This is a genomic window from Streptomyces auratus, assembly GCF_050433025.1.
In the GTDB taxonomy this organism is placed as follows: Bacteria; Actinomycetota; Actinomycetes; order Streptomycetales; family Streptomycetaceae; genus Streptomyces; species Streptomyces sioyaensis.
On the sequence record NZ_JBNGCB010000001.1, the window covers coordinates 315,953 to 337,175 of the forward strand.

Below are 21,223 nucleotides of genomic sequence, written 5' to 3' on the forward strand. Positions count from 1 at the left end.
CCACCCGCCGCACCGCCCGCGCTCGTCGGGTCCGGCTCCGGCCCCGATAAGTTCTCCGTCGACATCTCTGCCGGTGGCTTCGCCGATCTCTCTGCCGGCGTCTGTGCTGATGTTGCGTCACTGGTCATCAGCGCACTGTCACGCTGAGTGCCTGGGCTGGTCAAGAGCACACGGGGATCGTCCCGGCGGCTGAGATGGCGTCAGGCTCACGGCAGGGGCCGGGCCGTGGCGCTCTTGCAGGGCGGGGAGGTGATGGTCACTGTGGACGGACGTGGCCCTCGGCCGTCGGCGCGTAGCACCAAATCTGGAGTGAGCGTGGCTTCTTTCGTTCTGCCTCATGCCCTGCACGGCACCGGATCGCACAAGGTCATCGCCGTGCACGGGTGGTTCAGCGACAGGTCGGCCTTCGACCCGGTCCTGCCGGATCTCGACCGGGACGCGTTCCAGTACGCAGTGGTCGATCTGCGGGGCTACGGCGAAGCACGGGGCGCGGCCGGCGCGTACACCACCGGCGAGGGGGCGGGCGATGTGCTGGCGCTCGCCGACCGGCTGGGCTGGCACCGGTTCTCGGTGGTCGGCCACTCGATGGGCGCCGGCGTCGCCCAACGGGTGCTGGCCGCGGCACCGCGGCGGGTGCGACGGCTGGTCGGCATCTCACCGGTCCCGGCCTCCGGGCTGCCCCTGCCGCCGGAGCAGTGGGAGCTGTTCTCGTCCGCCGCCCATACCCCGGAGAACCGCCGGGCCATCATCGACTTCACGTCCGGCGGGTGCCGCCCGGATGCCTGGCTGGACCGGATGGTGCGGCATTCGGTGGCGTGCAGCGATCCCACGGCGGTCCGGGCCTGGTTGGATTCCTGGTCCGGGGAGGGGTTCGCGGCCGAGGTCGACGGCTCGGCGGTGCCGGCGCTGGCGGTGACCGGGACCCTGGATCCGGCGCTGACCGCCGAACTGACGCGCCGGACCTGGATGCGCTGGTACGCCAACAGCGAGCTGATCGAGCTGGTGTCGGCGGGGCACTATGCGATGGACGAAACACCGCTGGAGCTGATCCGGGTCGTGGAGGACTTCCTGCGTGCCGACGGCGACGCCAACGGAGACGGCGATGGGGGCGGCAACGGCGGTGGGGACGGCACCGGCGGTGGCGACGGGCCGGACGCGGGATGACGGGGCCCGCCGCCGGTGCCGGGGAGCCGCAGCTGCCGGACGTATTCGACCCGCGCGGTTATGTGGACGGTCTGCCGCATACGGCGTACCAGTTCCTGCGCGACTGGCATCCGGTGGCCTGGCAGGAGGAGCACGAGGTGCTCGGCTGGCCCGCCGGTCCCGGCTTCTGGGCGGTCACCCGCCATGCGGACGTCGTACGGGTCCTGAAGGACGCCCGCACCTTCTCCTCCTGGCTGGGCGCCACCCAGATCCGGGACCCCGACCCGGCCGATCTGCCGTTCATCCGCCGCATGATGCTCAACCAGGACCCCCCGGACCACGGCCGGCTGCGGCGCGCGGTCAGCCGTGCGTTCACCCGCGGCCGGATCGACGGTTTCGAAGCGGTGGTGCGCCAACGGGCGCGAGATCTGCTGACTTCGGCGGTCGATACGGCACGCGGGGAGAACGGGGTGTGCGACCTCGTCGATGCCGTCACCGACGACTTCGCGCTGCTCAACCTCGCCGATCTGCTGGGCGTACCGCCCGGTGAGCGCGGGCTGCTGCTGGACTGGACCCGACGCGTCATCGGCTACCAGGACCCGGACGAGGCGGCCCCGGCCCAAGCGGGCCCGGACGGGCGGCCGGCCGATCCCCGCTCGCCCGCGATGCTCCAGGACATGTTCGCCTTCGCGCGCGAGCTGGCCGCGCACAAGCGGCGGCATCCGGGCGATGACGTCATGACCACGCTCGCCTCGGATGCGGAACTGGCCGTTCCCGAGCTGGAGATGTTCTTCTTCCTGCTGACCATCGCGGGCAACGACACCGTCCGCAGCGCGGCTCCCGGCGGGCTGCTGGCCCTGGCCCGGCACCCGGAGGCGTACCGCGGGCTGCGCACCGGAGCCGTGGGCATGTCGGCAGCGGTGGAGGAGCTACTGCGCTGGCATCCGCCGGTGCTCAGCTTCCGCCGGACCGCGGCGTACGACACCGAGTTGGCCGGCCGTTCGGTGCGCGCCGGGGACAAGGTGGTCGTCTTTCACGCTGCGGCGAACTACGACGAGCGGGTCTTCGCCGCCCCGCACCGACTGGATCTGACCCGCTCCCCCAATCCGCATGTCTCGTTCGGCGACGGCCCGCACGTCTGCCTGGGCGCGCACCTCGCCCGGCTGCAGTTGCGGGTGCTGTACGAGGAGACCTGCCGCCTGCTGCCCGCTCTGGAGGTTGCCGCACCACCACGGCGGCTGGTGTCGAACTTCATCCATGGGCTGAAGTCCCTGCCGTTGCGGCTGGTGGACGGGGCGTCTTCTTACTGATGAGCCCACTCGACATCAGCCTCGCCGCTGCTGCGGTCGGCGGCCGTCTGCAACAGGGCGGCGGTGAGGGCGTGTTGGGGAGCGGTACGCAGCCGGCTCGCCGGGCCCTGTTCGACGATCCGGCCCGCGTCGAGCACGGCGAGGGCGGTGGCGAGGGCCGCGGTGTCGCGGTCGTGGGTGATGAGGACCAGGGACAGGTCCGGATCGGCCCGCAGCAGGCCTTCCAGGAGGGTGAGCAGGCTCCGCCGGGTGACGGTGTCCAGGCCGGAGGTGATTTCGTCGCAGATCAGGACCCGGGGGCGGGCCAGCAGGGCGCGGGCGAGCGCGGCGCGTTGCAGTTCGCCGCCGGAGAGCTCCGCCGGTGTGCGGCGTACGAGGTCACCGGCGAGGCCGAGGGAGCGCAGGGTCCGCTCGGCCTCGGCCGTGGCGTCCGGACGGGGGCGCCGGCGCAGTCGGATGGCGCTGCGGGCCACCTGGTCGAGGACCGGGCGGTGGGCGTCGAAGGCGGCCCGGGCGTCCTGGAAGACGTACTGGACCGCGGCCAGTTGCGCACGGGTCCGGTCGCGGAGGCTGCGGGGCAGGACGGCACCGTCGAGCAGGACCCGTCCGTCGTGGGTCCGGTGGAGTCCGGCCAGGCAGCGGGCGAGGGTGGTCTTGCCGCTGCCCGAGCGGCCCACGACGGCCGTGCAGCCCGGTGGGAGCCGGAGTTCGGGGACGTGCAGGACGGGGGACGTGCCGTGGCGGGCGGTGAGGCCGCGCACCTGGAGGACGGTGTCCGGGACGGGGAGGACGGCGGCCCCGGCGGTCTCGGCCACGGACGCGTCGCGCCGCTCGTCGTCGGCGCGCTCCGTGATGGTCTCGCCGTGGGCGGCGAGCCCGCATTCGGGTGGCCCGGTGGGGGCGGCCCGGGTGAGGAGGGCGCGGGTCCAGGAGTGCTGCGGGGAGCGCCAGAGCTGTTCCGGCCGGCCGGATTCCACGATGCGGCCGGCGCGCAGGACATGGACCTCGTCGGCCAGGGACCGTACGACGTCCAGGTCGTGGCTCAGCAGCAGGACCGCGATGCCCTGCCCGGCCACGGCGGCCAGTTGGCGGGCGATCTCCTGCTTCGTCAGGGCGTCCTGGCCGGTGGTCGGTTCGTCCGCGACGAGGGTCCTGGCGCCGGTCAGCAGGGCCTGGGCGAGGACCATCCGCTGCTGCTGGCCGCCGGAGAGCTGGTGGGGGTAGCGGTGCAGCAGGGTTTCGCCGTCGGGTATCCGGGCCCGGGCGAGCGCGCGCAGCACCCGCTCCCGGATGGCGGGGCGGCGGGCGCAGCGCGGCAGATGACGTACCTGGGTGCGGGCGATGTCCTGGAGGAGGGCGGCGACCGGCCGGGCGGGGTTGAGGACGGTGGCGGGGTCCTGTGGGACATAGCCGACGAGGGCGTCGGGGACCCGCACCTCGCCGGTCACCCTGGCGCCGGGCGGGTACTCGTGGAGCAGGGCGCGTCCGGTGGTGGACTTGCCGCTGCCGGAGGCACCGATCAGTGCGGTGATCCGGCCGGGTGCCAGCCGCAGGCTCACGCCGTCGACGAGGGCGCGGCCGTCGACTTCGACCCGCAGGTCCTGGATCCGGGCGGCCTCGTGCACGGTGTTCACGGTCACGGGTTGGGCTTCTCCATTCGGCTCGGGCCGGGGTCCGTGCCGTCGCCGTCGGCAGGGGTGTGGCCGGGCTGTGGTTCCCGTGCCGGTCCGGCGCTGCGGCCGCGGCCGGTGAGGGCGGCGTCGAAGAGCAGGTTGGTGCCCATGGTCAGCGCCACGATCAGCACGGCGGGCAGCGCGACGGCCCAGGGCTGGACGAACATGCCGGTGCGGTTGCGGTCGACCATCACCGCCCAGTCGGCGGCGTCCGGTGCGGCGCCGACGCCGAGGAAGGCGGCCGTGGCCACCAGGTACAGCACGCCGGTCAGCCGCACCCCGGCGTCGGCCGCCAGGGTGCGCAGCGCCGAACGGCCCACATAGCCCAGGGCCGTGCGCACCCAGGACTCGCCCTGCATGCGCAGCGCCTCGACCACGGGACGCGAGGCCGCCTCGGCGGCGGCGGCCCGGACGGCCCGGGCGGCGTCCGGGATGTTGACCAGGGCCACCAGCAGCGCGATGCCCGCGGCGCCGGGCCTCATGACCGCCGCCACCAGCAGGATGAGCAGCAGCGACGGCACCGCGAGCAGGACGTCCAAAGGCCGCATCAACAGCTCGTCCAGCCACCGGCGATGGGTCAGCGCGCTGAACAGGCCCAGCGGCAGGGCCACCGCGTAGGCCAGCATCGTCGCGGCGAGCGCGGCCACGACCACCGGGCGTCCACCGAGCAGCACCTGCCGCCAGACGTCCCGGCCGACGAAGTCGGTGCCGGCCCAGTGCCCGCCGCCGGCGGTGAAGGAGGCGGCGCGCGGTCCGGGCTCCCCCGCGAACAGCGGGCCGAGCAGGGCGAGCAGCAGGGGTACGGCGAGGATGAGGAGGGCACCGGCCCAGCGGCCGGCGCGGCCGGTCCACGGGCGCCTCACGCCGCCACCCCGGCTCGGGGCGTACAGCGGAACACGACCGTGTCCGCGGCGAGGTTGAGGACGACGGCGGTGCCGGCGAAGACGACGGCCAGGCCCTGGAGGACGGGGACATCGCGTTCCGCCACGGCGTTCATCAGGACCGTGCCGAGTCCGGGGATCACGAAGAGGGCCTCCACGACGATGACTCCGCACAGCAGCCAGTCGACCGTGCGGGCGAGCTGCTGGGCGGCGGGTGCCAGGGCATTGGGCAGGGCATGGGCGTAGCGGATGCGGGCCCCGGGGATGCCGTAGCGGCGGGCGTGCGCGATGTAGGGCGCGGCCAAGGCGTCGATCATGCCGGCCCGGACCAGCCGCGCCAGGGAGCACACCGGCCGGGACAGCAGCACCAGCACGGGCAGCACCAGCACCGCGGGGTGGGCGAGCAGCTCGCCGCCGTAGCCGACGGCGGTCGGCGGCAGCCACCCCAGGTGCAGCGCGACGACGGTGACCAGCAGCACCCCGAAGGCGAACTCCGGTACCGCGTACACGCCGAGGGTCACGGCGCTGATGAGGCGGTCCACGAACCGTCCCTCGTACCGGGCGGCCAGGACACCGAGGCCGCCGGCGAGGGGGACGAGCAGCAGCAGGGTGAGCGCGGCGAGCAACAGGGTCGGGCCGAAGCCGTCGGCGAGGTAGGAGCTGACCGGCCGGCCGGAGACCAGTGAGCTGCCGAGGTCGCCGTGCAGCAGCCCGGCCGCCCACGCGCCGAGGCGTTCGACGGCGGGCCGGTCCAGGTGCATGGCCGCACGGATGGCGGCGATCCGTGCGGGGTCGGGCTGGTCGCCGGCGAGCGCCACCGCGGCGTCGCCGGGCAGCGCCTCGGTGAGGGCGAAGACGAGCAGCACGACGGCGGCGGTCTGCCCGGCACCGAGCAGCAGCCGGCGGATCAGCCAGGAGCGCAGACCGGTCACGCGAGCCACACCTTGTCGAAGCGGGCCCAGTCGAGCGTGTTGGCGGGGGCCCGGCGGTCCACCCCGCGGACGGTACGGGCGGTGCCCAGGATCCAGTCGGCGAAGCCCCAGACCAGGAAGCCGCCCTCGGCGTACAGCCGGCGCTGCATGCGGGCGTACACGGCGGCCCGGTCCTTGGTGTTCCGGGTGGACTGGGCCTGCTGGTAGAGCGCGTCGAAGTCCTTGTGCCGCCAGTGGGTGGCATTGGTGGTGGAGGCGGTCAGCAGCCGCTGGGAGAAGTGCGATTCGAGGGGCATCGCGCCGGAGCGGTAGCAGCACAGGGTCCCGGAGTCGAGGGTGTCCTGCCAGTAGCTGTCCTTGCTGCCCATCGCCACCTTCACCCGCACTCCGGCCTTGGCGGCCTGGTCGCGGAAGATGGCGGCGGACTCGGTGAAGCCGGCGGCGACGGGCGAGGTGTCCAGGGTGACCCGGAGCCCGTCGGCGCCCGCCTGCTTCAGCAGATGGCGGGCCCGGTCGAGGTCGGGTGCGCGTTGCGGCAGGCCGTCCGCGTAGTACTCGTATCCCTTCCCGAACAGGTCGTTGCCGATCTCGCCGGCTCCGGAGAGCGCGCCCTGGACGAGTTCCTTGCGGTCGGCGAGGAGGAAGAACGCCTCGCGCACCCGCCGGTCGTCGAACGGCGGCCGGTCGGTCTTCATCGCGAACGCCTGCATCGCGCTGTTGCGCAGCCGGATGATCTCGATCTGCCCTTTGCCCTCGTGTGCGCGGGCGGTCGTGGGAGTGAGCTCATGGGCGTATTCGACCTGGCCGCCCAGGAGCGCGTTGAGCCGCGCGGACTCCTCGTTGGCGACCAGGAATTCCAGGTGCTCCAGGTGGGGCGGGCCGTCCCAGTAGTCGTCGTGGCGCCGGAAGACGGCGGACCGTCCGGGTGCGAAGGACACGAAGCGGAAGGGGCCGCTGCCGACCGGTGCGGTGAAGTCCTTGGTGCCGTCGGGGACGATGTAGGCGCCGAACGCGGCGAGCAGGTTGGGGAATTCGGCGGTGGGCCGCTTCAGGACGAATTCGGCGGTGCGCGCGTCGACGGCCCGGCTGGCGGTGAGGTCGAGGGGCTCCAGCGAGGCCTTGGCGCGGAAGGCCTTGTCGGGGTCGGCGATGCGCCGGTAGCTGTAGAGGACGTCCCGGGCGGTGACCGGCTTGCCGTTGTGGAAGGACGCCTTGCGCAGTTTCACCGTCCAGCGGTCGAGACCGGCGTTCGGCTCCCAGGACACGGCGAGCCGGGGCCGGGCGGAGAGGTCGGCGCCGAAGTCGGCGAGTTTGTCGAACAGCGCCTTCGCGCGGGCGACATCGGCGAAGAGGCTTGCCTGGTGCGGGTCGAGGGTCTCGTTGGCGCCGCCGCCGGCGAACGCGGCGCGCAGCCTGCCGCCGCGCCGGGGCCGGCCGCCGCCCGCGGCGTCATCGGAGGCGGCGGGGCCGGTGCATCCGGTGAGGGCGAGGGCGCCGAGTCCGGCGGCGCCACCGGCGGCGAGGAAGCCGCGGCGGCGCAGGCCGGGGAAGCGGGAGTCGGGAACGGGACCGTCGTACATGGCGGTTTCCTTGGTGTGGGCGGGCGGAGGGAAGGTCGGAGCGGAGGCGGGGCGTCAGGTGCTGCCGGTCAGCCGGGCGACGAGGTGGAGCCGGTCCCCGTCGGCGGACGTGCCCGGCACGGTGCCCTCCTGCCAGGCGGGCACCGTCCGCGGCCCCGGCCCGTCGTGCAGTTCGAGGACCTGGAAACCGTGCGCGGCGAGCACCTGGTGGAGTTCCTGCGGGAAGAGCAACCGCCATGCGGAGCGCTGCTCGTGCGGCGGGGAGCCGTCGTCGGCGGTCCAGACGCGGGTGCGGCGCAGAAGCTGGGCCGTGCGGTCGACGGACAGCGTGGTGGTGGAGGTGTAGGAGGTGCCCTGCCAGGTGAAGTGGTGCACGGCCGGGGCGTCGAGCAGCTCCGTCCGGCCGAGGAAGAAGGCGCCGTTGCGCATTTCGGCGACGAGCAGTCCGCCGGGCGCCAGTCCGCGTCGGCAGGAGGCGAGGAAGCCGTCGAGTTCGGCGTGGGTGTGGCAGTAGAGCAGGGCGCTGTCCAGGCAGACGACGGCGTCGAAGGGACCGGCCGGGAGGTCGAACCCGCGCAGGTCGGCCCGTACGTACTCCGGCCCCGGGTGGTGGGTACGGGCGTACGCCAGCATCGCGGCGGAGAGGTCGGCGCCGACCACGCGGCGGCCGGCCCGGTGCAGCTGCGCGGCGTCGCGGCCGGTGCCGCAGCCGAGGTCCAGGACGTGTCGGCCCGCACGGTGCCGTCGCAGACAGTCCTCGGCCCAGCGGCCGGCCAGCCGCTCGGCGTCGGGGAAGCGTGCCTCGTACAGCTCCGGGTTGTCGGTCAGCAGATTGGCGCTGGTCATGGTCACGCTCTTTCCGTCGCCCGAGCCGGCTCGGCCGTCGTCGCCTCGTCCGGCGCGGTGGCTGCGGGCACTTCGGCCGGCGCGGCCACCGCCACTGCCCCGTCCGGCGCGGGCGGCTCCGCCTCCCCCGTCGTCCGCCCCGGCAGCCCCCGCAGCCGGTGCAGCCAGGCGACTCCGGCCGCCGAGAGCAGTCCGAAGGCCAGACAGCACGCCCACGGCAGCCAGGGCGTCCGCATCCGCGACCCGGTGTCCATGGCCCAGCCGACGACGGTGTTGCCCACCGCCGCGGCGACGCCGGAGACGACGTAGAACAATCCGAAGTAGGTGCCGGTGAGTTCGGCGCGGCCGAAGGCGGGGATCAGCTCCATCACGAACGGCTGGGCGATCATGACGCCCAGATAGAGCAGCAGCGCGCCGGCCAGTACCGGAAGGGACCGCAGCACGGCGTCACCGGGGCCGCCGGGCGGGGCGTCCAGGCCCGCGACGGCCATCGGCGGGACGAAGGCCAGGCCCATCAGGACGAGCCCGGCGCCGATCCACCGCGCCCGCTCCCCGCGCTCCTTGAGCGCCCGGGTGAGGCGCATCTGGAGCGCGAGGTTGGCGAGGGTGCCGACGAGGAAGACCAGGCCGGCCGCGCCGTCCCAGCCGGTGGCCCGCCGCGCGCCGTCGGGCAGCAGCAGGTACAGCTGGTTCTGCAGGGTGAACATGCCGACCATGGCCAGCGCGAAGGCCAGGAAGACGCGGTTGCCGAGCACCTCGCGCCAGTCGGAGAGGACACCGCCGGCCGCCGGGCTGACCTCGCCGGCAGGCAGCACCAGGGCCTGGGCAATGGTGAGCAGGGCGAAGAGCGCGGCGGCGGTGACTGCGGCGACGCGGAAGTCGACGAGCAGCAGGGCGCTGCCGAGCAGCGGCCCGACCAGAGCACCCGTGGTGGCGAAGACGTTGAAGAGGGCGAACGCCTCGGCCTGCCGGCTGCCCGCCTGCTGCGCGAGGAAGGCGCGCACGGCGGGGTTGAACAGCGCGCCGGCCAGCCCGCTGAGGACGGACGCGGCGAGCAGGACGGCCAGGCCGTCGCCGAGCGCGAACAGCCCGAAGCCGACGGTCCGCAGCGCGCAGCCGGCGATGATGACGCCGCGGGCGCCCAGCCGGTCGGACGCCGAACCGCCGATGAGGAACAGCCCCTGCTGGCTCAGGTTGCGCACGCCGAGCACGATGCCGACGACCGCGGCGGACATCCCCAGGTCCTCCCCCAGGTGCACCGCGAGGTAGGGAATGAGCAGATAGAAGCCGGTGTTGACGCCGAACTGGTTGACCAGCAGCAGGCGGATGGCGAGCGGGAAGCGGCGCAGCTCGTGCCAGGTCTTCACTGGGGTGTCTCCTGTCCGTGGGCCGGGGCGCCCGTCGGCCGGTGGTGGCGGACCGGGCGGACGCCGAGGCCCGGGCGCCGGCCGGCGCGTACGGTGCCGTCCGCGCCGCCGATGCCGGTCCAGGGGTCGTGGGCGAGCAGCAGATGGCCGTCGAGGTCGGTCCAGCGGGCACGGTCGGCGAGGTGGACGGCCGGTGCGAGGCCGAGCGTGCTGGCGGTCAGGCAGCCGAGCATCAGCGCGGTGCCGCTGCCGGCGAGCAGGTCGGCGATGCGCAGCGCCGCGGCGACCCCGCCGCACTTGGCGAGCTTGACGTTGATGCCCTGCACCCGGCCGGCCAGCCGCCGGGCGTCCTCCTCGCCGACCGCGTCCTCGTCGGCGATGACCGGCAGCGGTGACCGTTCGGCGAGCCGGGCCAGCGCCTCGGGGTCGCCGGGGGCGAGCGGCTGCTCGACGGCCTCGACCCCGAGTGCGGCATAACGGGGCAGCAGGACCTCGGCCAGGGCCGGGGTCCAGGCGCCGTTGGGGTCGAGCAGCAGCCGGGCGTGCGGGGCGGCGTTGCGGACCGCCAGGACGCGGTCGAGGTCGTCGTCGGGGTCCGGGACACCGGCCTTGATCTTGAGGACGGAGAAGCCCTGCCGGGCCAGCCGGGCCGCCTGCTCGGCGGCCGCGCGGGGCGAGGTGATGCCGAGGGTGCGGGCGGTGGTGGCGCACGGCGCCTCGGAGGTGCCGAGCAGCTGGTGGACGGGGCGGCCGGCGCGCTTGCCGACGAGGTCGAGCAGCGCGGACTCCACCGCCGCGGTCACCGCCGGCGGCGTACCGGGCGCGGGCAGTTCGCCGTCCCGCAGGGCGTCGAGTGCGGTCTCGGGGCCGGCGCAGCGGGCGAGGTCCGCCGCGGTGTCCCGCAGCCACCGGCCGATGGTGCCGGCGTCCAGGCCGTAGTACGTACTGGTGACGGCCTCTCCGTAGCCGCGCTGTCCCTGGTGTTCGACGGCGAGCCAGACGGCGTCGCGGGCGGCCATCGTGGAGCGGGAGATCCGTAGTGGCTCGGCCAGTTGGAGTCGTACGGTGCGGTGGCGGACCTTCACGGTGTCTCTTCCCGGGGGGTTCGGCGGTCGGGGCGGGGCGGCGCGGCGGCGGTGGGCGCGCGGAGCGGGCGCCGGCCGGTGTGGTCGGGTGGGCCGTCGTCTCCCGGGGCGAGCGGGTCCCCCGGTGCGAGCGGGTCGGCGACGGTCCGGCACCGGGTCCACCCCGTCGCCTCCGCGGCCCGCGGGTGCGGGATCTCGACGGGGCGGGTGGCGGCGCGGGTCAGGTCCAGGCCATGGGCGGCGGCGAAGTCGTCGTCGTAGACGCTGTGGAGGTAGCGCTGCGGCCCGTCGGGGAAGACCGTGGCGACCATGGCTCCGGGGTGGACGCGCGCGGCCCATGCGGCGACGAGGGCGGCCGCGCCGGTGCTCCAGCCGCCGCTGACGAAGTTGCCGGTGGCCAGCCTGCGGCAGGCGTCCGCGGATTCGGCGGGGCCGACCCAGTGCACCTCGTCGAAGGCGTCGTAGGCGACATTGCGCGGGTGGATGCTGCTGCCCAGGCCCCGCATCAGCCGGGCCCTGGCGGGCTGGCCGAAGATGGTCGAGCCGGTGGCGTCCACGCCGATCAGCCGCAGATGCGGCCAGTGCCGGCGCAGCGGGCCGATGACGCCCGCGCTGTGGCCGCCGGTGCCGACGCTGCACACCAGGATGTCGAGGTGGTCCAGGGCGGCGGCCAGCTCGGCGGCGAGGGAGGCGTAACCGGCCACGTTGTCGGGGTTGTTGTACTGGTCGGGCCAGTACGCGCCGGGCAGCTCGGCGAGCAGCCGGCGCAGCCGGGCCAGCCGCGCCGCCTGCCAGCCGCCCTCGGCCGCCGGCCGGTCGACCAGTTCGAGGCGGACGCCGTAGGTCCGCAGCAGGCGGCGCATCGACGGCTCCAGCTCGGTGTCGCCGACCAGCACGACCGGATGGCCCAGCGCCTGGCCCGCGAAGGCCAGTCCGATGCCGAGGGTGCCGGAGGTGGACTCCACGACGGGGGCGCCGGGCGGCAGTTCGCCGCGTTCCCTGGCGCCGAGCAGCATGGACACCGCGGCGCGCGCCTTCATGCCGCCCGCGCCGAGCCCTTCGAGCTTGGCCCAGAAGCCGGGGTGCGGGCAGGGCAGGTCGGTGGTGACCCGGGCGAGCGGGGTGCGGCCGAGCAGGCCGAGGAGCTCCCGGTTGCCGGTGGGGCGAAGGAGGGCAGTGGTCACCGGACGGCTCCGGGTGCCTGGGTGCGGTACCGGTGGATGCTGCCCGGCCCGCCGTCGAGCCAGAAGAACGGGTAGGGCTCGGCACATACCGCGCTGACCCCGGATCCGAGGAAGCGCGGCAGCACCGCGCTCCCGGTCTGCGCAAACATCACCAGGGGCTTGCCGTGCCGCCGTGCGTGTTCCCGCAGCGGCTCGAAGCTGCCGTTGCCCAGGGTCATCCCGGAGGCGAGCACCGCGTCGCAGCGCTCCAGCTCGGCCGGCGCATCGGTGCGTACGGTCTCGCCCCACTCGGTCGTGCCGCCCTTGAGGTCGCAGGGCACGTACGACAGGCCGCGGGTACGCAGCGCCTCCAGCAGCGAGTTGACCACTCCGACGACCAGCACCCGCGTGCCGGGCGGGGTGTCGAGCAGCCCGGTGACGGCCCGTGCCCTGGCCCGCGACTTCCGCAGCGACGATCCGGCCGGCAGCGACCAGGGCCGCGCCCCGTGCGCCGGGGTGTGCGGCAGCACCTCCATCAGATACGCGTCCAGCGCGGCCACCCGCACCGGGCGCAACGGGTGTTGCAGGAGACGGGCGATGTCGGCGCCCACACAGTCCTCGACCGCGGCGTCCGGCAGCGCGCCGGGCTCCACGGCGCAGGAGCCGACCGCCGCGTCCAGCCGCAGGCTCAGCACTTCGTTGCGGTAGCCACCGCTGCGGCCCTCGTGGCGTACGGCCTGCCGGGTGCTGAAGGCCACGGCGATGTGCCGGGTACGCGGGTCGGGCCCGAACTCGCCGTCGAGGACCCGGGTCACCAGGTCGTCGTAGGAGGCGGCCGGCGCCGGGGTGGTGACGGCGGGGGTGCGGGTGAGTGCCCTGTTCATCGGTTCACCACCCGCGGGCGCAGCCCGGACAGCAGCGCCTCGACCCGGCGGCGGGCGGCCGGGCCGTCGGCATCGCCGGCCATGACGTGTCCCAGGTACGCGTTGTTGCTGCCGGTCTCCTTGACGGCCTGGCCGGGCTCGGCGAGGTGGACTTCGAGCACGTCCTGCTCTTGGCGCACGAGGTCGCCGCCGTCGATCCCCGCCAGCACACCCGCGGTCCGCGGCACGAGGAAGCCGATCGCGGCGCTGCGCAGCCCGGTGTCCCGGGTCCGCAGATCGGGCCGCTGGCCCAGCGCCACGTCGACCGCGGCGGCGGCGAGGTCGATGCCGGTGACATGGCGGACGAGTTCGGTGATGCGGTTGCCGGCCGGCCGCGGGTTGACCTCGACCAGGCGCGGCCCGTCGGGCGTCAGCTTGATCTCGGTGTGGGCCACGACGCCGTCGAGCCCGAGCGCCGCGATCGCCCGGCGGGCGGTCTCCCCGGCCGCCGCCGCGTCGTCCGCCGGGATCTCGGCGGGGAACATATGGCCGGTCTCGACGAAGGCCGGTGCCCCGCCGACGCTCTTGTCGGTCACCCCGACCACCTGGGTGGTGCCGTCGAACGTCACGGTCTCGACGCTGACTTCGGGGCCGTGCAGCAGCTCTTCGAGGAGGAGCACGGGTGCCCGGCGCTGACCGCGCGCATTGACGGGGAAGTCGTCGAGCGCGCGGCAGGCGGCGACCAGCTCCGCTTCGTCGTCGATGCGCCGGACGAACATGCCCGCGCACAGGTCGACGGGCTTGAGCACCAGCGGATAGCCGATCTCCGCCGCCGCGACGGTGGCCGCGGACCGGTCCGCGCAGACCGCGAAGCGGGGGCCGGGCAGTCCTGCCGCGGCGAGCAGCCGCCGGGTCGCGTCCTTGCGGCAGGCGTTCTCGACCGCTGCGGGCGCCGGGCCGGGCAGGTGGAGGCGGCCGGCGATCCGCGCGGCCGTCGGGAGGTAGTAGTCGCAGGACGTGAGCACCCCGTCGAAGCCGAGCGTGGGGTGCAGCCCCTCGATGTACGGCAACAGAGTTTCGGGGTCGTTGGTGTCGGCGGTCAGCACATGGCGGGCGCCCAGCAGCGGGTGGGCGGCGCCCTCGGGCGCGGTGCGCAGGTAGTGGTGCAGATCGCGGGTGAGGAAGGTGAACTCGTGTCCGGCTTCCCGGATCGCGCGCGGGAGCAGCCTGCTCATTGCGCCGACCCAGCTTTCGACCATCAGCAGATGAGCCACGGTTTCCCTTCGTCGCGGGCGGTGTTGAGGCGTGGTGGTGGCACGCCCCCAGGGGGCGGCGGAGCCCCGGTGAGGACCGTCGGGCTTGACCGAGCCACACTGTAAACGATAATCATTTTCAACACCAACTCCCACAGCCGCCCTCCGCTCTTCTCCCTCCTCCCTCCGATTGCGAGATCCGTAATGTCCGCCCCACACCGCACGGTCCTGCTGTGCGCCCTTGCGCTCACCATCGCCGCCCTCCCGGCCGCCCCGGTGCACGCCGCTCCCCCGGCCCCCGCCCTCCACTTCGGTGCCTGCCCGGACTCCGTACCGGCCCCGCCCGCCCCCGACCGCGTCGAATGCGCCTCTCTGCACGTCCCGTTGGACCGCAGTCACCCGGACGGCAAGCAGCTCCGCCTCGCCATATCCCGCGTCCGCGCCTCCGGACCGGCGTCCGAACGGCGCGGCGTCCTGCTGGTCAACCCGGGCGGGCCCGGCGGCCCGGGCCTGGCCTACGCCGTGACCAAGCGCGCCAAACTGCCCGAGCGGGTGCGCCGTTCGTACGACGTGATCGGCTTCGATCCACGCGGTACCGGCCACAGCGCACCCGCGGACTGCGGGGCGATGGGTGGTCTGTTCAGCAGCCCGGGGCCGGATCCGGTGCCGGTGGGACGGCCGGCCGAGAAGGCGTATCTCGACGGGCTGCGGGGGACCGCGGACGACTGCGCCCGGGGCGTCAAGTACGCCCTGCCGCATCTGTCGACCACGGAGACCGCCCGCGACATGGACGCCATACGGGCCGCGCTCGACGAGCGCCGCATCGGCTTCCTGGGCGTCTCGTACGGCAGCTACCTCGGGGCCGCGTACGCCGCCCGGTATCCGCACCGGGTCGGCCGGATGGTGCTGGACAGCGTCGTCGGACCCTGGGAGTGGTACGACTTCGATCTCCGCCAGAGCCGGGCGCTGGTGCGCCAGCGGGCAGTCTTCTTCGCATGGGCCGCCCGCTCCGCGCAGCGTTTCGGGCTGGGCACCGACGGGGCGGCGGTGCGCGGCGCGTACCAGCGGGTGCGTGACGGGCTTGCGCGGCACCCCGTGAACGGCTTCGGCGCGGCGGAGTTCGACCGCACCGTGTACCGGGCACTGGGCCGCACCGAGCGCTGGGCGGGCCTCGCCGACGGCCTGCGCAGCTACCTGCGCGACGGCACCGTCGGGCCGCTGCGCCCGGCAGAGCCCTTCGACAGCGCCGCGTCACGGACGTATGAAGCCGCCAACCGCACCGTCAAGTGCGCTGACGGACCGGCGCCCGCGCCGTCCCGCGTCCTGGCCGACATCCGGCGGATGCGGCGGCTCGACCCGCAGCCGGTGCTCACCGGGATGGAGGCCTCGGTGTGCGCGTACTGGCACCACCGGTCCGCACACCCCACACCGCTCGGCAGCCCCCAGGCCCCACCCGTCCTGCTGATCGCCTCCGCGCACGACCCCGTCACCCCCGTCGAAGGGGCCCGGGCACTCCAGCGGCGGCTCCCGGGTTCACGCCTCGTCACCCTGCACGACGACTACTCCCACGGGGTGTTCGCCAGCCGGGGCAACAGCTGTGTGGACGGTGCGGCCGCAGCCTATCTGGTCGACGGCAGCGTGCCGCGCACGGATGTGCACTGCGCGGGGCCGGGGCTGCCCACGCCCTGACCCCCGGCGCCGGCTCGCGCCAGGGGTGCCGCCCCACATCCGCGCCTCACCGGCCGGGCGCCGCCGCCTCCAGGTCGTCGATGCTGGCCCTCCCGGCACGAGTCAGCGGTAGGCCCCGAGGCTCCGGTCGAATCCACCGGACTGCGCGGCGAGTGGGGAACGGGGACGGCCCCGCGGGCCGCCTGCGAAGAACCACGCCGAGGAACACCGGCCCCGTACCGGAGCCCGCAGAACTCCGGTTACCGCCCTCTCACACCCCGCCGCGCTCGATGAACAGATGCCGCGGGCCGCGGAGTACCGGGCTGCGCCGGTACTCAGGCGGGTCCTCGACCAGGCGGGGAGTGTCGAGGTGCCGGAGGAGTTCGTGCAGCGCGATCTGCGTCTCCAGACGGGCCAGCGGCGCGCCGAAGCAGCTGTGCACCCCGCTGCCGAAGCCGAGGTGCTGGTTGTCCTCGCGCGCAGGGTCGAAGCGGTCGGGGTCGGAGAACCGCCGGGGGTCACGATTGCCGGAGGCGAGCATGAGGATGAGGGGGGAACCCCGCGGAACCGTGACGCCCGCGACCTCGATGTCGGCCAGCGGAGTGCGCTGCGGCAGCATCTGGACCGGGGGCTCGAAGCGCAGCAGCTCCTCCACCGCCCTGGGCATCAACGCGGGTTCGCTGCGCAGACGCTCCAGCGCCTCGGGGTGGCGCAGCAGGGTGAGCATGCCATTGGTGATGAGGTTGACGGTCGTCTCGTGGCCGGCGATGAGCAGCAGGACGGCGGTGGTCATGGTCTCCAGCGGGGTGAGCTGCCCGCCCGGGCCCGCGTCGTTGACGAAGGCGGAGAGCATGTCGTCGGAGGGGTGGCCGCGGCGCCGCTCCGCGAGCTCGCCCAGATACAGCGCCATCGCCTTCCGGGCCTCCGTGCCGGCGCGCTGCCGCTCCACGGGGTCCTCCCCGGGGGTGGGGTCGAAGCCGGCGACGATCGCGTCCGACCACAGACGGAACCGCGGCTCGTCCTCGGTCGGTACGCCCAGCAGCCGGCAGATCACGGTGACGGGAAGCGGATAGGCGAAATCGTCGACGACATCGATCCGTTCCTTGCCCTGGAAACCTGCGATGAGGTCCTGCACGATGCGGGTGATCTCCCCGTGCATGCCGTCGACCCGGTCCGGTGTGTGGGGCGGGCCGAAGGAGCGCATCGCCAGGCTGCGCAGCCGATGGTGCTCGGGGTCGTCGAGTCCGATGAAGGACGGCGGCAGCTGCTCCTCCGCGCCCGCGGTCTCGTCCGGTGCGGTGCGGTGCCGCCGGTCCGAACTGATCCGAGGGTCGTGGAGCAGGGCTGCGATCTCGTGGTACGTCCCGACCAGATAGCTGCCGTCGTCCTGTCGCGCCACCCCGTTCTCGCGGAGTTCGGCGTAGAGCGGATAGGGGTCGGCACGATGTGCGTAGTCGGTGATCCGCTGGAACAGAGTGTCCGCAGCCATGGGCGGGGGCTCCTCATCGCTAGGGAGTGGCGGTGGTCTCAGCGGGCCGGCTGCACCACGGTCAGGCGCCGGTCCGGCAGGTGGCCGGTCAGGGCGACGGTCGGACCGTGCGAGAGCACCTTGGGGTCCGGTACGTCGGAGGGGATGGGCACCGGGGTCTCCCTCTGGTCGGCGGCACCCGGCGCGGGCGGGAACGGCGCCGCCGTCTCGATCAGGTGCTGGTAATACTCCAGCGACCGCGCCTGGTTCACGCTCACGGCCGCGGTGACCCGCCCCCGGTAGCCGTAGACGGCGACCAGCCGGGCGTCCTTGAGCGACCCCTGGGCGATGACCACCTGGTCGGAGAAGGTAGGCACCCCGACAGACTTGATGTTGAGGCCGAACTGGCTGGACCAGAACGCCGGTACCGTCAGGTGCGGACGCCTGCGCGGCCCGGGGTTGACCATGTTGTGGGCCGCCACCTCCGCTTGCGCCACGGCGTTGCCCCAGTGCTCCAGGGACAGCAGCTGATACTCGAAGAGCGGGTGCGGGAACCGGGCCACATCACCGGCGGCGAAGATGTCGTCGGTGACGATTCCGTACATGTCGAAGGCGCGGCACCCCGCATCGCAGGTCACGCCCCGAGGGCCGGCGGCGAGCCCCGATTCGGCGAGCCACTCGGTGTTGCGGACCGCGCCGAGTGCGATCACGGCGATGTCGGCGTCGATCCTCGTCCCGTCGGAGAACTGAGCGCCGGTGAGCCGTCCGTTGCCCTCCAGGGCGGTGACCGTCACCCCGCAGCGCAGGTCGACCCCGTGCGCACGCTGGAGCTTCGCCGCCAGCTCGCCCAACGTCCCGCCGAGCGCGCCGACCAGCGGTGCGGGCCCCCGCTCCGCAACCGTCACCTCAAGTCCGCGCTCCCGGCAGGCGGACGCGATCTCCGAGCCCGTGAACCCGGCACCGACGACCAGCACCCGGCGCGGCCCGGCGTCCAGACGCTCGGCGAGTCCGGCGGCATCCTCCCTGGTCCGCAGGGTGAACACCCCGTCCATGGCGGCCTCGTCCGGGTTCGGCCAGGGCCGGGCACGGGTTCCGGTGGCGATCAGCAGCCGGTCGAAGGGCACGTTGGCACCATCGGCGAGGAGCACCCGTTTCCCGACCGGGTCGAGCCCGGCGGCACGCACACCGAGCTTCCAATGTGCGTCGAGTCGACGGCGCTGCGGCAGCCCGGTCTGGACCGCGGGTACCTTCCCGAGCAAGACCTGTTTGGACAACGGCGGCCTGTCGTACGGGGGATGTTCCTCCTCCCCGATCAGGGTCAGCGAGCCGGTGAAACCCTCCGCACGCAGCGTCTCGGCCGCCCGCAGACCGGTGAGCGACGCGCCGACGACGACGATCCGGCCGTCGCCTGGTTCACCGAGCACCGGCGCCCGCCTCCTCGCCCACGAGGATCGCCTGCACCGGACATGCGGCCACGGCCCGCTGCACCCGTTCCTGCTGGTCGTCCGGAGCGACCGGGGTGTACAGCAGGCTCTCCTCGCCGTGCATCGTGAAGACGCGGGGGGCGAGGAACGCGCACTGCGCATAGCCCTGACAGCGATTGAGATCGACGACGACATGCATCCCGAGCCGCTCCTCCCGCTGCCGGTGCCTCGTCATACCCGTCGCCTCTGTCTACTGCCGATCCCGGTACGGCGCAGGTGATGCTGGGCCATTCGGGGGGTTGCACAGGGTGCTCGACGGAGGTGGCACGAGGGCTGTGGGCCCGGTCATTTCGAGGAACGGAAGTAGCGCTGTCTCCGCAGGCGGACGTCATACCGCGCAGCACACACAAGCCCCACACGCTGGTCCGCTCCCGCGACCCCCTCCCCGCGCCGACACCCACACCCACACCCACACCGTCGCCAACGCCCCACGCCGACGCCGACACCGACACCGACACCGACACCGACACCGACACCGACACCGAACAAGACCATGCCGAGCCTTCGATCAAAAGCCTCAAAGGAGTGAAAAACGGGTGCAGTTCAGTTCCGCGGCGCGACGGCCGCGGGGCACCGACCATCTCTCGGATGGCTCATTACGGACTCTTTTCTTCCCTGCTCAGGCGGCCTGGAGAAGAGCCCAACTCCTCGCACAGAAAGGCAGGTTCGGCGACGACATTACTCTCATCGACCAAGCACCCCCAGGGCAAGAACAAGAGACCTTGGGTTAATTGCGGAGAGAGATGAGTAACATCCAGCCAACCGCAGATCGATCAGGCGAGAGAGAGCAGGCTGTTGTCATGTCAGACTCGGAGTTCGCTGCACAGGTGGCTGCCAAGCTGGAGCGCATCACACTCGAAATCGACGAGCTGCAGAAGCTCAAGTCGAAGCTGGAGGACATCCAGCTGCACCTCGGAACTCAGGCATCGGAGGAACCCGTGGCGCCGCAGCCCGCGGAGGCCGACGCCGAGGCGGCGCCTCCGGTGACGGTACCCGCGGCGCGACGGTCGGACGCCACTGCGCCGAAGGCGAAGCCGGCGAAGAAGTCGGCGAAGAAGGCCCCCGCAAAGGCGGCGCGGAGCGCGAAGAAGCCCCCGGCCAAGGTTGCGGGAGGCACGAAGAAGACCCGGAAGGCCACGACGGCCCGGGTCAAGGCACGGCAGAAGAACTCCACTCGCGCCGACCGCGTGCTCGCGCTGCTCGACGAGCAGCCGCGCACAGTGGCGGAAATGACGAAGCTGTTGACGCAGGAGCACCCGGACCACGGCGCGCCGGAGACCGCCGTGCGCAACACTCTGGAGACCTCGCTCGTCGCCAAGGGCCTGGCGCACCGCAGCAAGCAGGGACGGAGCGTCTTCTACTCCCGCCCCGCCCCCGCCGCCCAGGCCGGTACCGGGACCAAGGCGAAGGATGCCGTGGAGTCCACTGAGGAAGCCGCGCCCGCCTCGGCCTGACCCGCCTTCCTCGATCCCGTCTGCCACACAGTCGCCCCGCGGCCGCCCCCGGCCGCCGCAGCAGGCGGACGGGACGGATCAGCCGCCCGTCCGAGCCGCCGGCGCAGGGCTCGGACCGGCCGACCGGTGTCCGGGGCGTGCGGGCCCCGGCAGCCGCGTGGGCGGGCACGGAGCGCGGCGAAACCGGCAGCGATCGGACCGCCGCAGCCGCGGTCCTGACGCTGTCGGCGGGGGTACTTCGAAGGGGCTCTCCGGGAGTATCTTGACGAACCGGCCTCGACCGATCTTGACTGCCAGGGTCCTACTCCCAACCGGGCCCCACCTCGGGTAATGCCCCCCTCACCGAAGGTCACGAACATGACGGTTGACGCCATCGCCACCTCGGCCGCCACCGCCGCCACCGAAGTCGAGCAGTTCCTGCTCGGCGATTCCTTTGCCTGTCTCGCGGGCCGTTCGGCCTGGCGACAGGGGGGCATCACGCACCGCCATTACACCTGGTTCGGGGATGATGCGGCGGCCGAGCAGATGGCGGCCGATCTGCAGACGTATGTGGAGGCGGTGGACTGGGACGCGAAGCCCTTCACCAGCTTCGTGGCCACCTTCTCGGGTCCGCTGCAACTGGAGGAGACCGAGTTCGAGCAGCTGCTGTGGCAGCACCTGCAGGCGGTGCACGACCATGACAGCCGCTCGCACGCCTGGGCCGAGGGGTACGACCCCGACCCGTCGTCGGGTGCGTTCGCGTACAGCGTCGCCGGGCACCCGTTCTTCGTGATCGGGCTGCACGAAACCCACCGCCGCATCGGCCGCCGCCCGCCCTTCCCGATGCTGGCCTTCAACTCGCACGACCAGTTCAACCGGATAAAGGCCGCCGGCCTGTGGGACCGGCTGCAGGAGAAGATACGCAAGCAGGACATCCTTCTGCAGGGCGACATCAACCCCAACCTCCTGGAGTACGAGAAGCTCTCCGAGGCCCGCCGCTACTCGGGCCGTCCCAAGCCGGCCGACTGGGCCTGCCCGTTCTCCGCCCGGGCCTGAGCGCGACGGCTCTCTCCG

The 21,223-nt window shown here is 73.3% G+C and carries 18 protein-coding genes; 5 read left to right on the forward strand and 13 right to left on the reverse strand.

The genetic code is table 11. From position 1 onward, the window contains the following. Positions 1-315: 315 nt before the first annotated feature. Both BKA18_RS01465 and BKA18_RS01470 read left to right on the forward strand, forming a co-directional pair. Positions 316-1,164 (forward strand): alpha/beta fold hydrolase, encoded by an 849-nt coding sequence (locus tag BKA18_RS01465; RefSeq protein WP_366043750.1) that lies wholly within the window; start codon positions 316-318, stop codon positions 1,162-1,164. After that, positions 1,161-2,453, forward strand: coding sequence for a cytochrome P450 (locus BKA18_RS01470; protein WP_366043751.1), 1,293 nt, complete (start codon positions 1,161-1,163; stop codon positions 2,451-2,453). The genes BKA18_RS01465 and BKA18_RS01470 overlap by 4 nt, the downstream gene beginning before the upstream one ends. Here BKA18_RS01470 and BKA18_RS01475 read toward each other — a convergent pair. Genes BKA18_RS01475 through BKA18_RS01520 form a run of 10 tightly spaced genes read right to left on the reverse strand, consistent with a single transcriptional unit; the run spans position 2,447 to position 14,117 of the window. Beyond that, the gene (locus BKA18_RS01475) at positions 2,447-4,093 is read right to left on the reverse strand and encodes an ABC transporter ATP-binding protein (protein WP_366043752.1); all 1,647 of its coding nucleotides are present in this window, start codon (positions 4,091-4,093) and stop codon (positions 2,447-2,449) included. The genes BKA18_RS01470 and BKA18_RS01475 overlap by 7 nt on opposite strands. After that, entirely contained in the window at positions 4,090-4,989 is a 900-nt protein-coding gene (locus BKA18_RS01480) for an ABC transporter permease (protein WP_366043753.1), read from the reverse strand. Before BKA18_RS01480 ends, BKA18_RS01475 begins: the two co-directional genes overlap by 4 nt. Continuing rightward, the gene (locus tag BKA18_RS01485) at positions 4,986-5,939 is read right to left on the reverse strand and encodes an ABC transporter permease (protein ID WP_366043754.1); all 954 of its coding nucleotides are present in this window, start codon (positions 5,937-5,939) and stop codon (positions 4,986-4,988) included. Before BKA18_RS01485 ends, BKA18_RS01480 begins: the two co-directional genes overlap by 4 nt. After that, on the reverse strand, positions 5,936-7,519 hold the full coding sequence (locus BKA18_RS01490; RefSeq protein ID WP_366043755.1) for an ABC transporter substrate-binding protein: 1,584 nt from the start codon (positions 7,517-7,519) through the stop codon (positions 5,936-5,938). The genes BKA18_RS01485 and BKA18_RS01490 overlap by 4 nt, the downstream gene beginning before the upstream one ends. Positions 7,520-7,573: 54 nt before the next feature. After that, entirely contained in the window at positions 7,574-8,365 is a 792-nt protein-coding gene (locus BKA18_RS01495) for a class I SAM-dependent DNA methyltransferase (RefSeq protein WP_366043757.1), read from the reverse strand. A gap of 2 nt (positions 8,366-8,367) precedes the next feature. Then, a complete protein-coding gene (locus tag BKA18_RS01500) occupies positions 8,368-9,732 on the reverse strand; it encodes an MFS transporter (protein ID WP_366043758.1) in 1,365 nt (454 codons plus the stop codon). Beyond that, positions 9,729-10,817, reverse strand: coding sequence for a mandelate racemase/muconate lactonizing enzyme family protein (locus BKA18_RS01505; RefSeq protein ID WP_366043759.1), 1,089 nt, complete (start codon positions 10,815-10,817; stop codon positions 9,729-9,731). Before BKA18_RS01505 ends, BKA18_RS01500 begins: the two co-directional genes overlap by 4 nt. After that, positions 10,814-12,001 carry a PLP-dependent cysteine synthase family protein gene (locus tag BKA18_RS01510; protein WP_366043760.1) on the reverse strand — a complete coding sequence of 396 codons (1,188 nt, stop codon included), beginning with the start codon at positions 11,999-12,001 and terminating at the stop codon, positions 10,814-10,816. Before BKA18_RS01510 ends, BKA18_RS01505 begins: the two co-directional genes overlap by 4 nt. Next, positions 11,998-12,864 carry a Rossmann-like domain-containing protein gene (locus BKA18_RS01515; protein WP_366043761.1) on the reverse strand — a complete coding sequence of 289 codons (867 nt, stop codon included), beginning with the start codon at positions 12,862-12,864 and terminating at the stop codon, positions 11,998-12,000. Before BKA18_RS01515 ends, BKA18_RS01510 begins: the two co-directional genes overlap by 4 nt. Continuing rightward, positions 12,861-14,117, reverse strand: coding sequence for an ATP-grasp domain-containing protein (locus BKA18_RS01520; RefSeq protein ID WP_366043762.1), 1,257 nt, complete (start codon positions 14,115-14,117; stop codon positions 12,861-12,863). The genes BKA18_RS01515 and BKA18_RS01520 overlap by 4 nt, the downstream gene beginning before the upstream one ends. A 183-nt stretch (positions 14,118-14,300) precedes the next feature. Here BKA18_RS01520 and BKA18_RS01525 point away from each other — a divergent pair, with 183 nt between their 5' ends. Beyond that, positions 14,301-15,785: an alpha/beta hydrolase gene (locus tag BKA18_RS01525; RefSeq protein WP_366043763.1), complete on the forward strand. Its 1,485-nt coding sequence runs from the start codon at positions 14,301-14,303 to the stop codon at positions 15,783-15,785. A 250-nt stretch (positions 15,786-16,035) separates the two neighbouring features. On the opposite strand, the gene BKA18_RS01530 is transcribed toward BKA18_RS01525, so the two are convergent. From BKA18_RS01530 to BKA18_RS01540, 3 genes are read right to left on the reverse strand one after another with little or no spacing between them, the layout of a single operon-like run. Further along, on the reverse strand, positions 16,036-17,253 hold the full coding sequence (locus BKA18_RS01530; RefSeq protein WP_366043764.1) for a cytochrome P450: 1,218 nt from the start codon (positions 17,251-17,253) through the stop codon (positions 16,036-16,038). 38 nt (positions 17,254-17,291) lie between these two features. Further along, the gene (locus tag BKA18_RS01535) at positions 17,292-18,656 is read right to left on the reverse strand and encodes an NAD(P)/FAD-dependent oxidoreductase (protein WP_366043765.1); all 1,365 of its coding nucleotides are present in this window, start codon (positions 18,654-18,656) and stop codon (positions 17,292-17,294) included. Then, the gene (locus BKA18_RS01540; RefSeq protein ID WP_366043893.1) at positions 18,646-18,855 is read right to left on the reverse strand and encodes a ferredoxin; all 210 of its coding nucleotides are present in this window, start codon (positions 18,853-18,855) and stop codon (positions 18,646-18,648) included. The genes BKA18_RS01535 and BKA18_RS01540 overlap by 11 nt, the downstream gene beginning before the upstream one ends. A gap of 661 nt (positions 18,856-19,516) precedes the next feature. On the opposite strand from BKA18_RS01540, the gene BKA18_RS01545 reads away from it, so the two are divergent. After that, positions 19,517-20,170 carry a hypothetical protein gene (locus tag BKA18_RS01545; protein ID WP_366043766.1) on the forward strand — a complete coding sequence of 218 codons (654 nt, stop codon included), beginning with the start codon at positions 19,517-19,519 and terminating at the stop codon, positions 20,168-20,170. A gap of 357 nt (positions 20,171-20,527) precedes the next feature. Beyond that, on the forward strand, positions 20,528-21,205 hold the full coding sequence (gene gntA / locus BKA18_RS01550; RefSeq protein ID WP_366043767.1) for a guanitoxin biosynthesis heme-dependent pre-guanitoxin N-hydroxylase GntA: 678 nt from the start codon (positions 20,528-20,530) through the stop codon (positions 21,203-21,205). Positions 21,206-21,223 lie beyond the last annotated feature (18 nt).

Coding starts and splice junctions, on each gene's coding strand:
- BKA18_RS01470 (WP_366043751.1), top strand. CDS start 1,161: ATGACGGGGCCCGCCGCCGGTGCCGGGGAGCCGCAGCTGCCGGACGTA.
- BKA18_RS01490 (WP_366043755.1), bottom strand. CDS start 7,519: ATGTACGACGGTCCCGTTCCCGACTCCCGCTTCCCCGGCCTGCGCCGC.
- BKA18_RS01495 (WP_366043757.1), bottom strand. CDS start 8,365: ATGACCAGCGCCAATCTGCTGACCGACAACCCGGAGCTGTACGAGGCA.
- BKA18_RS01515 (WP_366043761.1), bottom strand. CDS start 12,864: ATGAACAGGGCACTCACCCGCACCCCCGCCGTCACCACCCCGGCGCCG.
- BKA18_RS01525 (WP_366043763.1), top strand. CDS start 14,301: ATGTCCGCCCCACACCGCACGGTCCTGCTGTGCGCCCTTGCGCTCACC.
- BKA18_RS01530 (WP_366043764.1), bottom strand. CDS start 17,253: ATGGCTGCGGACACTCTGTTCCAGCGGATCACCGACTACGCACATCGT.
- BKA18_RS01540 (WP_366043893.1), bottom strand. CDS start 18,855: ATGCATGTCGTCGTCGATCTCAATCGCTGTCAGGGCTATGCGCAGTGC.
- BKA18_RS01545 (WP_366043766.1), top strand. CDS start 19,517: ATGTCAGACTCGGAGTTCGCTGCACAGGTGGCTGCCAAGCTGGAGCGC.
- gntA (WP_366043767.1), top strand. CDS start 20,528: ATGACGGTTGACGCCATCGCCACCTCGGCCGCCACCGCCGCCACCGAA.